General features: G+C 58.6%; 10 protein-coding genes. 2 read left to right on the forward strand and 8 right to left on the reverse strand.

Going from position 1 to position 13,522, the window contains the following annotated elements; genetic code table 11:
- Positions 1–90 precede the first annotated feature (90 nt).
- Positions 91–828 carry a DUF4290 domain-containing protein gene (locus tag J0X19_RS23655; protein ID WP_206986895.1) on the reverse strand — a complete coding sequence of 246 codons (738 nt, stop codon included), beginning with the start codon at positions 826–828 and terminating at the stop codon, positions 91–93.
- Between the two features lie 137 nt (positions 829–965).
- Entirely contained in the window at positions 966–3,218 is a 2,253-nt protein-coding gene (locus tag J0X19_RS23660; RefSeq protein ID WP_206986920.1) for an ATP-dependent helicase, read from the reverse strand.
- A 153-nt stretch (positions 3,219–3,371) separates the two neighbouring features.
- Between J0X19_RS23660 and J0X19_RS23665 the strand changes: the two genes are divergently transcribed.
- Positions 3,372–4,526, forward strand: coding sequence for a glycosyltransferase family 4 protein (locus J0X19_RS23665; protein ID WP_206986896.1), 1,155 nt, complete (start codon positions 3,372–3,374; stop codon positions 4,524–4,526).
- Between the two features lie 121 nt (positions 4,527–4,647).
- On the forward strand, positions 4,648–5,217 hold the full coding sequence (locus J0X19_RS23670; protein WP_206986897.1) for a DUF3109 family protein: 570 nt from the start codon (positions 4,648–4,650) through the stop codon (positions 5,215–5,217).
- Between the two features lie 195 nt (positions 5,218–5,412).
- Here the strand turns inward: J0X19_RS23670 and J0X19_RS23675 are convergent, their stop codons facing one another.
- The 6 genes from J0X19_RS23675 to J0X19_RS23700 form a co-directional block, all read right to left on the reverse strand.
- On the reverse strand, positions 5,413–6,885 hold the full coding sequence (locus tag J0X19_RS23675) for a hypothetical protein (protein WP_242583343.1): 1,473 nt from the start codon (positions 6,883–6,885) through the stop codon (positions 5,413–5,415).
- A 226-nt stretch (positions 6,886–7,111) separates the two neighbouring features.
- On the reverse strand, positions 7,112–8,479 hold the full coding sequence (locus J0X19_RS23680) for a dicarboxylate/amino acid:cation symporter (RefSeq protein WP_206986898.1): 1,368 nt from the start codon (positions 8,477–8,479) through the stop codon (positions 7,112–7,114).
- A 121-nt stretch (positions 8,480–8,600) separates the two neighbouring features.
- Complete coding sequence (locus tag J0X19_RS23685) at positions 8,601–9,911, reverse strand: MFS transporter (protein WP_206986899.1); 1,311 nt, start codon at positions 9,909–9,911, stop codon at positions 8,601–8,603.
- Positions 9,912–10,022: 111 nt separating this feature from the next.
- On the reverse strand, positions 10,023–11,354 hold the full coding sequence (locus J0X19_RS23690; RefSeq protein WP_206986900.1) for an MFS transporter: 1,332 nt from the start codon (positions 11,352–11,354) through the stop codon (positions 10,023–10,025).
- Positions 11,355–11,523: 169 nt separating this feature from the next.
- Positions 11,524–12,798 (reverse strand): sensor histidine kinase, encoded by a 1,275-nt coding sequence (locus J0X19_RS25190; protein WP_206986901.1) that lies wholly within the window; start codon positions 12,796–12,798, stop codon positions 11,524–11,526.
- Entirely contained in the window at positions 12,798–13,478 is a 681-nt protein-coding gene (locus J0X19_RS23700) for a response regulator transcription factor (RefSeq protein ID WP_206986902.1), read from the reverse strand. Before J0X19_RS23700 ends, J0X19_RS25190 begins: the two co-directional genes overlap by 1 nt.
- Positions 13,479–13,522: the final 44 nt, after the last annotated feature.

Here is a 13,522-nt window from a genome sequence, read left to right on the forward strand (position 1 = left end):
AGGAGTTAGGAGTTAGGAACCAGTAGTTAGAATATTGATTAAAGAACAATTCTAACTACTGGCTCCTAGCTCCTAACTTCTGTAAAGATATTACTGGGGAGGCTGCTGGGGCTCCTGGCGGCCTTTTTTGCCGCCGCGGCGCTGCTTGTCGCGCCGGTTACCACCGCCGCCGTTGTTGCCACGGCGCCCGTCACGGTCACGCTCCTGGCGGGGCTGCGGTACAATGAATGCCGCCCGGCCCGAGCCGCCCGTTGTAGCGGCAGCGGGGCCCGTAGCAAACTCGAACAGGCCTTGTGCTTCCACCTGGGCGGGGTCCAGCGTCAGCTGCCCACCCGACAGGTCTTTGAGGTGCTTGAGAATAGTGACGTCCTTGGCGTTTTCCTTGTTGTGGGAGCGGTACAAGAACTTCATGGTCCGCCCGATGGTCACGGTGGCTTGCTCACGCTCCGTGGGGTCTTCCAGCGTCAGGGCCTTTTCCACCATCAGCTCCACGCTGCGGCCGTAGGCTTTCAGCTTCGGGCTCAGCTTGGGGTAGGGAAGGGGCTTGGGCTGCTGGTTGAGCTGGCTCAGGCCTTTCAGCTCGAACGGCGCGTCAATGTCCAAGTCTTCGTCGGCCATCTCGTAGAGGTGGTTCCAGACGCGCTGCTGGGCATCGGGCTGGTCGCGCAGGGAGGGTTGCAGCCGGAAAATGAGCTGCACAATTTGGGTGGCGCGGCGCGTACGCTCGGTTTTGTCTTCTACCTCGCGCAGGCCCTGCACCAGTTGGTAGGTGCTTTGGCCGTATTCGCGCTGCAGAAGCTCGTGTTTATGTAAGGAAGGTAGGGGCATTTAGAAAAGGGAAATCCTGTGGGATTAAAACACAGTAGCCGTAGCGGCTGCCGTGTTTGTAAGCAGAATAGCGGTGAAACTCTTGGCGCTATTGGTAAAGTATCGTTGCCAAAACTAGGCATCCGATAGGGATTCACTCAACCAAGCACCCGCAATTTCGCAAAACTCAGCAATAACGTCTTCTCGCCGACTTCTTCGAACTGAATAATGGCTTTGGTGGAGCCCGAAACGGTTTCCAGTTTGGTTACGTGGCCGAAACCAAACTTGGGATGCTCCACCCGCTGCCCGGTTTGCAGGTTGCTGGTGTCCGACGGCTGGAAATCGGCGGGTGGGGTGTAGCCTTTGGCTACCGTCTTACGCGGCGGGGTGGGCAACAGGTTGCTGCGCCGCTCAAATACGTGCCCGAACGGCGACTCGCCCGGTCCGGCGCTAGGCGTGGCCGCAAACTTGAAGTCCACGAACTGCGGGTCAATTTCGTCCAGAAACCGGCTTTTCTCGCAGCTGCGCAGGTTGCCCCACTGATAACGGGAGGTAGCGTAGCTCAGGGTCAGCTTCTTCTCGGCCCGCGTGATGGCCACGTAAAACAGCCGGCGTTCCTCTTCCAGGTCGGCGCGGGAGGTAATCATCATCTGGCTCGGAAACAGGTTTTCCTCCATGCCCACGATGTACACGTTGCGAAACTCCAGGCCTTTAGCCGAGTGAATCGTCATCATGGTCACGGCCTCGCCTTCCTGTTGGGCGTCTTTGGTGTCGGCGTCGGTTACCAGGGCAATGTCTTGCAGGAACGCGCCAAGGGTTTTGTCTTCGCGCTCCGGGTCCTCGGTGTAGGCCTTCACGCCGTTCAGCAGTTCCTGGATGTTCTCGTAGCGCGAAAGGCCCTCAATACTCTTATCGGCATACAGCTCCTCAATCATGCCCGAGTTCTTGGCAATGAACTTGGCCGCCTCGAAAGCATCTTCCTTGGCCGCTACGACGGTGTAGGCCTTGATTTTTTCGGCGAAGTCCACAATCGGGTTGGCCGTGCGGGTAGGCAGGAACTGGTCGGCGTTGGCTACCACTTCCCAAATGGTGTGGTTGCTTTCCTCGGCGGCCGTAATGAGCTTGGCAATGGTGGTGTCGCCGATGCCGCGCTTAGGGTAGTTGATGACGCGGCGTAGGGCCTGCTCGTCGTTGGGATTCACCGTAAGGCGCAGATACGCCACCAAATCCTTGATTTCCTTGCGCTGATAGAAGCTCAAGCCGCCCACAATCTTGTAGCGGATGTTGAGCTTGCGCAACGATTCTTCCATGGCCCGGCTCTGGGCGTTGGTGCGGTACAGGATGGCAAAATCGTCGTAGGAAAGATGATGGCTCATCTTGTCCTCGAAGATGGAATTGGCCACCAACTTGCCTTCCTCGTTGTCGGATGCGGCTTTCAGCACCTCAATCAGCGGGCCTTCCTCGTTGTCGGAAAACACGTCTTTGCGCAACTGAGCCTGGTTGTTTTTGATAACCGAGTTGGCCGCTTTTACAATGGTTTTGGTGGAGCGGTAGTTTTGCTCCAGCTTGAACACCTGCAGCTCCGGGTAGTCCTTCTCGAAGTTCAGAATGTTCTGAATATCAGCGCCCCGGAAGGCGTAGATGCTTTGCGCATCATCCCCCACCACGCAAATATTCCGCTCCTTGGCCGCCAGCTTGCGCGCAATCAGGTACTGCGAGTAGTTGGTGTCCTGGTACTCGTCCACCATCACAAACCGGAACAAGTTCTGGTACTTGTTCAGCACGTCGGGGTGGTCTTTGAACAGGACGTTGGTCTGGTAGAGCAGGTCGTCGAAGTCCATGGCGCCAGCTTTGAAGCACCGGGCGGCGTACTGCTGGTAAATCACGCCGATTTTAGGCCGCAACGCCGCCTCGTCGTCCTGCCGAATCACCGGGTCGTTGAGGTACTGCTGCACTGAAATCAGCTTGTTCTTAGCCGCCGAAATCCGACCCAGCACCATGCCCGGCTTGTAGAGCTTGTCGTCGAGTTCCAGCTCTTTCAGAATCTGGCCGACCAGCGTTTTGCTGTCCTGCGTGTCGTAGATGGTAAAGGAGCGGGGGAAACCGATTTTATCGGCCTCGGAGCGCAGGATGCGGGCGAAGATGCTGTGGAACGTGCCCATCCACAGGTTTTTGGCTGCTGCGCCGCCGACTACCTTTTCAATCCGGGCGCGCATTTCCTTGGCGGCCTTGTTGGTAAAGGTGAGGGCGAGGATATTGAACGGGTCAACGCCCTGTTCGAGCAGGTTGGCAATGCGGTAGGTGAGCACCCGGGTTTTGCCCGAGCCCGCGCCGGCTATAATCATGCAAGGGCCGTCGATTTGCATCACGGCAGCCGCCTGCGAGGGATTTAGGAGAGAAAGATAATCCAGTGCCATTCAGAAAAGCTAAGCGTTTTGGCTTATTAGCAAAGGTACGGCTTTGCAGCCGGGTGCGGAAGTGCAAATTCCGGTATGCACACTCAAATCCGGTTGCATGAAGCCAACAGCAGATAACCAGCAAGCACCCAGCCGTATCTTCGCGTCGTGAATCCTGTTGCCACTACCACCAACACTACGTTTCCCTTGTCGCTCCTGTGTTTGTCGGCCAGCTGGGGCGGGCTGGAGCTGAACACCGTGCGCTTTGCCAGCTGGATGCACCGCCGAGGCTGGCCGGTTCAGATAGTCACGCTGCCCGACTCGCCCATTGCTGCCCAGGCTATGGCGCTAGGGCTGCCGGTTGTTTCACTCACTAACCCTTGGAAAGCCCTGGACGTTCCCGCCGCCGGCCGGTTAGCCAGTGCCTTGCGCGCTTTCAACACTCAGGCCCTCATCGTTACCCGCAACGGCGACTTAGGCTTGGCGGTGCTTTGCAAAAAGCTGCGGCTGCCAACTCTGAAACTGGTGTACCAGCAGCACATGCAGCTCGGGTTGGCCAAGCGCGGCTTGGTGCACACGTTGCGCTATCAGGCGCTGGATGCGTGGCTCTCGCCGCTGCCGGGGCTGGGGCGGCAGGTACTCGAAAAAACCCGTTTGGCACCCCACAAGCTGCACATTGTACCGTTAGGCATCGAGCTGGAGAAGTTTGCCGACCCTGCCCTCACCCGCGCCGTTGCCCGGCAAAAGCTTGGGTTAGCTCTGCCTCCTAACGCCGTGCTGCTGGGACTTATCGGCCGCTTTGATGATGGTAAAGGCCAGGATTTTCTGGTGGAAGAACTGGCCGTATTGCGTCGGCAGTACCCAAATCTGCACCTGCTGCTGGTCGGCGAATCGACGCGCAACGAGGGCAACGCCTACCGGGAGGCGGTGCTGCGCCGGGTGCGGGAGTTGGGTTTGCAGGAAGTGGTGCACGTCCGGGAGTTTACGCCCCAACCCGAAATAGCCTACCGCGCCCTTGCTATTTCCGTGACGGGTTCCACCAACGAAACCTACGGCATGGTCACGATTGAGGCCATGGCTGCAGGTTTGCCGGTGGTAGCCACCGCCACCGGCGGCACCCTGGAAATTGTAGACGACGGCCGCACTGGGCTGTTGTTTCCGTTGCACGATGCCGCAGCGTTTGAGGCGGCAATTGGCCGTTTGATGCAACAGCCAGCACTGGCGCAGCAGTTGGGCCAGCAGGCGCAGGCCGAGGCGTTGGCCACGTACTCGCACCACCGGCAGTGTGAACTGACGGAACGTGTGCTGTTTCAGCTGGGTTGAGGGTATCTTTGCAGTTAACTTTTCTCGCAGAGGTCCGCAGAGGTGGGCGCAGAGGTTCGTAGAACAACGACCTCCGCGAACCTCTGCGCGAACCTCTGCGGACCTCAGCGGGAAACACTACATGATTATCATCCAAGACACCGTCATTTCCGACGATATAAAAGACAACTTCTTCGTTTGCAACCTCGAAGCCTGCAAAGGAGCCTGCTGCGTGGAAGGCGACCTGGGCGCGCCGCTGGAAGAAGCAGAGCTGAAAATCCTGGAAGCCGAGTACCAAAATATCAAGCCTTTCCTCACCGAAATCGGTCAGCAGGCCATCGAGCAGCAGGGCCTCTACATCAAGGACTGGGAAGGCGACTACAGCACCACCACCATCAACGACCGAGAGTGCGCCTACGCCCTCTACGACGAGCGGGGCATCCTGAAGTGCGGCATTGAACAAGCCTATCTGGCGGGTGCTACCAGCTTCAAAAAGCCGATTAGCTGCCATCTGTACCCGATTCGCATCACCAAATACGAGGGCTTCGAAGCGCTGAACTACGACCGGTGGGGTATCTGCAACCCCGCCTGCGCCCACGGTGCCAACCTGGGCGTGCGGATCTATCAATTCCTGAAAGACCCGCTTATCCGCAAATACGGTGAGGACTGGTACGGCGAGCTGGTGCGGGAAATCGAGAATCCCTCCAGCTAAATAGGTAGTGAGTAGTAGGTATCAGGAAGTAGGATGCTGCCAGTTGAAATGCCGACTATACGGTATTTAGCCTTTACCTACTATCCATTACCCACTACCCAAAGAAGCCCAGCGCGCACAACAACTCTGCTGGCCGCTGAGCTTCGGGGATGGGAAACGGAGTCGGGCCGCCACTACTGGCGGCCCGATTTTGCTTTACAGAATCACTTGCAGCTGCATCGTGACTTCGGGGCGGTAGTTGACGTTGTTTACGTCGTTGAAATCGGGGCGGGCGCGGTAGTTGAGGGTCACTTTGGCCTGGTGGCCGTCGAGCAGCACGTTCACCCCGCCGTCCATGATATGCACATCCTGAATGTCACCGGTTTCGCGGCGGAGCCCCTCGTAGCGGCCGTGGATGTACGACACGTACGGCTGCAAGCGCACCTTGGGGCCAAGCAGGTGGCGCGGTAGCAGAAACCCACTTTGCACCGTTTGGGCGGTGCCGGTGCCCACCACGGGCACGGCGTTGCCGCGCAAGGCCGCCGAGCCGGAGCCGGGGTTCAGGGTGCCGCCGTAGCGCACAAAGTTCGGGCCCATGTTGTACTTGTAGGCGGCGGCATACACCGTAAAGGCGGTTTGGTTGCGGGAGGTGGTATCCACGGGCGTATCGAAAAACAAGTCGGCCGATAACACGCTCAAATCGTGCTTGGTATACGGAATGTCCCAGGCGCCCGCCGTGGTGGTGGGCAGGGGCGTGGGAGCCGCCTGGGAACGGGAATACATGCCGTTGGCGTAGTACAGGAAGCCGGTGCCGAGGTTGAACACTCGCCGCGCCCCCAGGTAGTTGCCCACTGCAAAAGGCACGAGGTTTAGCTCTTTATCCAGAAACTCCCAATCGAAGTAGCCGTGCAGCACCTTGCCGCGGCTGCGCGGGTTGAACTGAGCCACGTTGGTAGCCAGCGTGGCTGGCGAGCTGGTTACGTTGTTGCGAAACGCGTCGTTCACCGCCAAGCGGTAATCAAAGCTACCAACCCGGCCCCTGGTGTAAACGCCCAGGCCCCGGCCGGTTTGGTCGATGGCATCGATAACCGGCGACTGGGTGCCGGGCACGTCCAGCGTTATCAGCGAGCAGGCCGCAAAGCTGGTTTGGCGCGAGATGCCGTTGTAATAGTGCAGGCCGCCGCCGGCACTCATGTACTTGTTCACCTTATACTCCACCAGCGCGTCGTGGAGGTAGAACTGAGGTTTTTTGCCGGGACCAGTAGGCTCGCCGGGCGCGCCACCCGAAATGGTGCTTTGCCCGTTGATGCCCAACTGCGTAATCACCAGAAAGCGCGGGTTGAGCTGCGAAACCAGCAGCACCCGGGAACGGCGCAAGCCAAAATCAACCTGGTCGGGAGTGGCTTCCTCGGTGGCCGACACGGTGCCGGTGTTGTTCTCATTGTAGCGTACCCACAGCTGATGGGCGGTCATGATGCGCACGTACTTCGAGCCGTCGGGCGAAATATTGATTTTCATGCCGCCCGCGTAGGGCGTGGATTTGGTAGGGGCTGGTTTGGCCTGGGGCAGGCTGGTAGGAGCCGGATCGGGGGCCCGGCCGGTGGTGGGCGGTACTACCACCTGGGCTTGGGCAGTGGCAACGGCTAGCAGCGTACTTGACGCCAGTAGGCTGCGTAACAAGTTAGTCATCAGGAAAGGAGCGAGGAAGTGGGAGTTTTGGCAGAGGGCAAGGCTGCGCCCATAATCCCGGCGGAGCCGGAAAGCAATAGGGGATGCAGCAGAAAATAAGTGGGCGGCAGGAGTACGTACCGCATACTCTTCGCCATTCCAACGCGGGAGGAATCTGGGTGAAATCAAAAGATTTTATTCAGATTCCTCCCGCGTCGGAATGACAGGGCTTGGCCGAATAGGCGCGTTAAGGCTCAACGGCCACCATTTGCACTTCCTGGCGGGAGTGGTCGGGCGCTTCTACGCGCGGCAACATTGACACGGGCTCGGGCGCCAGTTCTTCGGGTACCGATTTGCCAGCTAAAGCCAACTGATGGCGGTTTTCGTCGAATTCGCCTTCACTTTTGGCTATTACCAGCGTGGCTACACCGTTGCCGATGACGTTAGTAATGGCCCGCGCCTCACTCATAAACCGGTCGACGCCGAGTAGCAAAGCCACGCTTTCCACCGGAATAACATTGGTGGCGGCCAGCGTAGAAGCCAGCACGATAAAGCCCGACCCCGTAACACCGGCGGCACCTTTGCTGGTCACAATAAGAATGGCAATGAGGCTGAGCTGCTGGGTGAGGGAAAGCGGAATGTTGAAGGCCTGGGCCAGGAAAATAACCGCAATGGACAGGTAGATGCTCGTACCATCCAGGTTGAACGAGTAGCCCGTCGGAATCACGAGGCCCGCCACCGAGCGGGAGCAGCCGTAGCGCTCCATCTTGTCGATCATGCGCGGCAATGCCGATTCCGACGAGGATGTGCCCAGTACCAGCAAAATTTCCTCTTTGATAAAGCGCAGGTACGGACCCAGGCGCAGCTTGTAGTAGCGCAGAATCAGGTTCAGAATCACGAAAACGAACAGGAACATGGTGGCATACACCACCAGCATCAGCTTGCCCAGCGGCAGTAGCGTGGCAATGCCGTACTTGCCAATAGTGAAAGCCATGCCCCCAAACGCGCCCAGCGGCGCCAGCTTCATCACCATAGCCAGCACCCCAAACATGGCGTGCGACAACCGGTCGAACGTCTTTACGAGTGGCTGAGCCGTTTCGCCCATACGATTGAGGGCCAGCCCGAACAGTACCGAGAACAACAGTACTTGCAGGATGTCGCCTTTGGCAAACGCACCCACCACGTTGTCGGGCACGATGTGGGTGAAGAATTCCACCCAGTTCATTTCGCCGGCCTGCGACGTGAACTTAGCGGCTTCCTCGGCCTTCTTGGAGTCCTGCATAACGGCTTGGGCGGTGTCCTGCACGCCGGCACCGGGCTGGGTCAGGTTGGCCACGATGATGCCAATTGCCAGGGCCAGCGTGGTTACCACTTCAAAATACAGCAGGGCTTTGCCGCCCACCCGGCCCACTTTCTTCATGCTGCCCATGCCGGCAATGCCCAGCACCACGGTCAGGAAGATGATGGGCGTAATCAGCATTTTGATGAGGCTGATAAACGTATCGGCAATGGGCTTGAGCGCCGCCCCGAAGGCCGGAAACAGCGCACCAACCGCCACGCCCAGGGCAATGGCCGTCAGAACCTGTACTGTCAGGTTGGAAAACGCTTTTTTCATGGGAAACTACAGATGAAATGGTGGAAACAAGGTAGGTAGGCGCTACTGCGCTAGTCGGCGAAAGGTGAAGCCACGGCTGGAAAAGGGTTGGGAAAGCAGGGCCAGAAAAAAGCGGGTGGCGCTAGTCTTTGCCGATACGGGAGGTGTGCTTCGTGTCGGCCATGCGCCAATATACCAGCAGAGAAATGGCCGCGCACAGCGTCACATACCAGTAGTAGGCCGATTCCATTCCCAAGCTTTTGACTTGTAGGGCCACATATTCGGCCGAGCCGCCGAAGATAGCCAGCGTGAGGGCGTAGGGCAGGCCCACTCCCAGGGCGCGGATGTGGGTGGGAAACAGTTCCGCCTTCACCACCGCGTTGATGGAGGTATAGCCACTCAGCACCACCATTGCTAATACCAGCAGCCCAAAAGCTGCCCAGGTGCTACTGGTGTGACTTAGGGCCGTGAGCAGCGGTACGGTGCCTAGGGTGGCCCCCACGCCAAAGAAAAGCAGCACCGGCCGCCGCCCTACCCGGTCAGACAGGGCACCCATCAGGGGCTGTAGTACCAAGGCTACGGCAAGCGCCCCAAACGAAACAAGCGTGGACTGCTCGCGGCTGAAGTGCGCCGTATTCACCAGAAACTTCTGGGCATAGGTGGTAAATGTGTAGAAAGCCAGGGTGCCGCCTAGGGTCATGCCCACCACGGTTAGTACTTCGCGCGGGTGGCGCAGCAGCGTCCGGAGTCGGCTTTCCTGAGGGGCATCAGCGGCGTTGGCGTGTTTCACGAATTCTTGCGTTTCTTCCATCTGCCGGCGCAAGTACAGGGCCACTACCGCAGCCACCGCCCCAATGACAAACGGCACGCGCCAGCCCCAGCTCTGCATTTCGGCTGGCGTGAGAAACTGCTGCAGGCCAAGCTGCACCAGCAGCGCCAGCAGCTGCCCGGCTAGCAGCGTTACGTACTGAAAGCTGGAATAGAAGCCCCGGTGCCGTGCATCGGCCATTTCGCTTAAGTAGGTGGCCGAAGTGCCGTACTCACCGCCCACGCTCAGCCCTTGTAGCAAGCGCGCCACCACCAGCAGCGCCGGGGCCAGCACCCCAATACGGTCGTAGCCGGGCGTAATGGCAATTAGCAAGGAGCCTCCACACATAAGCAGCACCGAAGCCAGTAGCGCCGCCTTGCGCCCGGCCCGGTCGGCGTACAGGCCCATCAGCCACCCACCCAGCGGCCGCATCAGAAAACCCACCGCGAAAATGGCCGCCGAGCTCAGCAGCTGGGCCGTAGGGTCGGTGGTGGGAAAAAATACCGGGGCGAAGTACAAAGCAAAAGCTGAGTACACGTACCAATCGTACCACTCCACCAAGTTGCCAATGGAACCGCTGATGATGGAGCGCAGCCGCGACCCAGTGGTTTTGGGAGCGGAGGGAGGGTATAGTGTTGAGGACATGGCAGGTGGGAAGTGGGAGTTGACGTAGAAAAGAAGCAACGGTCAAGCCAACCGCACGAGCAGGCGGGTACCGGTTGGGCAGGAAGCAGGCGAAAAGCAGCGGAGAAAATCCTACAGGTACGAGTGCTGCCGGACGTGAAACAGGCGCATCACCACCAGCAGGCTCACAAAAATGCACCCCGCCACGTACCAGTAGAAGTAGGACTCGTGGCCGATATCCTTGCACCAGAGGGCAATATATTCGGCAGTGCCCCCGAAAACGGCCACCGTCAGCGCATGCGGCAGCCCAATGCCCAGCGCCCGAATCTGGGTGGGAAACAAGCCGGCTTTTACCACCGCATTGATGCCGCTGTAGCAACTCACAATGGCCAGCGCCGGCAGTAGCAGCAGTATGCTGCTGCCCACGCTGCGGGCATGGCTTAAAGCCAGCAGCAGCGGCACGGTGCCCAAGGTACCCAGCACCCCAAACGCCAGCAGCATCGGCCGTCGCCCAAAACGGTCGGCCAGGCTGCCAAACACGGGTTGCATCACGGCAAAAGCAACCAACGACGCAAAACTGGCCAAGGTGGCCTGCTCGCGGGGCAGGTGCGCCGTGTTTACCAAAAACTTCAGCATGTATGTGGTAAACGTGTAAAAGGCCAGCGTCCCGCCCATTGTCAGGCCCACCACGATGGCCACCGCCTGCGGATGCTGGAGCAGCAAACGCAAGCTGCCGCGGCCCTCTTCGTTGTCGCGCTGGGCATCAAAGGCATCGGTTTCAGTAAGGTTGGCGCGCAGCAGCAGCGCCACCACCGATAAGGCTGCCCCTATCACGAAGGGCAGACGCCAGCCCCATTCCAGCAATTCGGCAGCCGTGAGCAGGTGCTGCAATGCTAGCAGAATGCCCAGGGCCAGTAGTTGCCCCCCAATCAAGGTCAGGTACATCAGGCTGGAATAGAAGCCGCGCCGCCCGGTGGTGGCCATTTCACTTAAGTAAGTGGTCGATACGCCGTATTCGCCGCCCACGCTCAGGCCTTGCAACAGCCGGGCGGTGAGTAGCATCACCGGGGCCACAATGCCCACGGTCTGATAAGTGGGGGTGAGAGCAATCAGCAACGAGCCCAACGACATCAGCAGCACAGACAAGGTCATGGACTGCTTGCGGCCCACCTTATCGGCAATGCGGCCGAACATCCAGCCGCCAATGGGGCGCATCAGAAAACCCAGCGCGAAGATGCCGGCCGTTTGCAGCAGCTGCGCCGTGGTATCATCAGAGGGGAAGAACGAGGCCGAGAAGTACAAAGAAAACGCCGAGAAAACGTACCAGTCGTACCACTCCACTAAGTTGCCTACCAAGCCACTGAAGATGGCTTTGAGCCGCCGCCGAGAAACCTTTTCCACGCCGCCCACCTGCTCCGGCGAGGCGGAGGAGGCAGTGGGCGCTGTGGAAACGATTGAAGCCATTGATTAAGAAAACAGGAGGTTTCTGCGGATGCTACAAGTGAGTAGTTACTTACTCGGTGGTGCTCTACAAATGAATAACCCGATTTTGAAGGAATTTCAAAGAAAAATTAACGTGGGCATGAAGTTTTGCCTTTAGCCACGAAATAGTTGGCTACGTCCGGCTTTGGTATTACACGGCCGGCGCCGCAAATACCACCCGGATGGTGTGCCAGCCCTCCGCGTAGGAGTAGTCTACCTGATGCCCGTATAGCTCGCCAATCCGCTTCACAATTGCCAGCCCAATGCCGATGGAATCCAGCGCGGCATTTCCCTTCTTGAAGCGCCCGAACAGCTCACCCACTGGTACCGACGGGGCATGGCCGGTATTGCGCAACGTAAATTCGGTGGGGGAGAGCAACGCGTGAATCTCGCCGCCTGGTACGTTGTGCCGGATGGCGTTGCTGAACAGGTTGTTGAGTAGCAGTTGAGCCAGGGCCACATCCAGCGGCACACGTACTTCAGGCACCAGTTGCAGCGTGGTGCGCAAGCCTTTCATTTCCGCCAAGTCGGCAAAGGCGGCTTCGGTGGCTTGCACCAAGTCGCTCATATCGGTGAGCGTAGCCGGCTGCGATTCAAAATTCTCTAGCTTCGCCAGCAGCGTCAGGGACTGGTTGATTTTGGTTAGCCGCTCCAGCTCGTCGTGCATGGCCGTGAGCATGAGCAGCTGCTTTTCCGACAACTCAGAGTCCATAAGCAGCTCAATCTTGGCCTTGATGCTGGCAATGGGCGTTTGTAACTCGTGCGAAGCGTTTTCCGAAAACTCTTTCAAGCCCTGATAGTCACTCTGGGCGCGCGTTGTCATGGTCACCAGAAAGTCGCTGAGGACGTTGAACTCGGCGGTGCGGCTGGGCTGCAATTCCAAGGTGGTAGGCTGGCCGAGCTGGAACCGCTGAATGCCACGCAGAATAGCGTTGAACGGCTTGAGAATGCGCCAGGAAATTACCTCACTCAGGATAACCACCAGCGCCAGCAAAAACACAAACGTCCAGGCAAATACCAGCATTAAACCCGTCAGATACACGTCGCTGGGCTCTACTACCACGGCTTTACTGGTAATCCAGAACCGCTGCCCCCGCACCACCGGATACGTCGTCAGGCGCACCACGCTCACCGTGGATTGCAGGCTGGCGTCCCACTCGTCGCGCACCTGTACCAGTTGCGCGTGCCGGGCCGTATCGGTAGGTGCGGCCCGGCGCACCAGCACGTGCGCCCGCGCCGGATGCTGCGAGTAGTTGCGGCCACTGCGGAGCTGCGCGGCTACCACCTCGTTCAGGTGCTTCAGCTTGCCGATAGTGGCCTGCGTGACGCTCCTGGACAAGGCCGCGTACACAATGGCAAAGCCAATCAACAGCACGCAAAAGCTGATAACCGCGTAGGCGATGGTGTAGCGGTAATTGAGTTTCACTAGTCGCCGGCGTTTAGCTTGTAGCCCAGGCCGTACACGGTGCTGATGTAGTCTTTGCCGCCGGCATCGGTGATTTTCTTGCGCAGGTTTTTCACGTGCTGATACACAAAATCCACGCTGTCGAGGTTGTCGGTGTAGTCGCCCCAGAGGTGGGCGGCAATGGCCTGACGCGTGAGCATGCGGCCCTTGTTGTTGATGAAGTAGAGCAGCAAGTTGGTTTCCTTGCGGGTAAGGTTCAGCAGCTTACCCTTCACCCGGCACTCCATCGATTCTAAATCGGCCGTGAGGTCCTGAAACGTCAGCACGTTGTTTTTGTGGGGGCTCCGCCGGCGCATAATGGCCTTGATGCGGGCGTGCAGCTCGGGCAGCGGAAACGGCTTGGTGATGTAGTCGTCGGCACCTTCGCTGAGGCCGGTTAGCTTGAAATCCAGCGCATTCTGGGCCGAAATGATAATCACGCTGCTTTCCACGCCATCCTTACGCAGCAGCTTCAACAAGTTGATGCCGTTACCATCGGGCAGCATAATGTCCAGCAGCACCACATCATAGGTGAACAGAATCAGCTTTTCCCGCGCCTCATCAAACGTGGCCGCTACCTCGCAGATATAATGCTCCTGCGTGAGGTAACTGGCAATGCTCTTGGCTAACTCCGGATGGTCTTCAACTAACAGAATTTTCATGGGAGCCAGATGAGCAGGAAGGAAGCGGGTGGGATGAGGTTAAG

The sequence above is a fragment of the Hymenobacter telluris genome (assembly GCF_017313265.1).
Taxonomy (GTDB): domain Bacteria; phylum Bacteroidota; class Bacteroidia; order Cytophagales; family Hymenobacteraceae; genus Hymenobacter; species Hymenobacter telluris.

Coding starts and splice junctions, on each gene's coding strand:
- J0X19_RS23675 (WP_242583343.1), bottom strand. CDS start 6,885: ATGACTAACTTGTTACGCAGCCTACTGGCGTCAAGTACGCTGCTAGCC.
- J0X19_RS23700 (WP_206986902.1), bottom strand. CDS start 13,478: ATGAAAATTCTGTTAGTTGAAGACCATCCGGAGTTAGCCAAGAGCATT.
- J0X19_RS23680 (WP_206986898.1), bottom strand. CDS start 8,479: ATGAAAAAAGCGTTTTCCAACCTGACAGTACAGGTTCTGACGGCCATT.
- J0X19_RS23670 (WP_206986897.1), top strand. CDS start 4,648: ATGATTATCATCCAAGACACCGTCATTTCCGACGATATAAAAGACAAC.
- J0X19_RS23685 (WP_206986899.1), bottom strand. CDS start 9,911: ATGTCCTCAACACTATACCCTCCCTCCGCTCCCAAAACCACTGGGTCG.
- J0X19_RS23690 (WP_206986900.1), bottom strand. CDS start 11,354: ATGGCTTCAATCGTTTCCACAGCGCCCACTGCCTCCTCCGCCTCGCCG.
- J0X19_RS23655 (WP_206986895.1), bottom strand. CDS start 828: ATGCCCCTACCTTCCTTACATAAACACGAGCTTCTGCAGCGCGAATAC.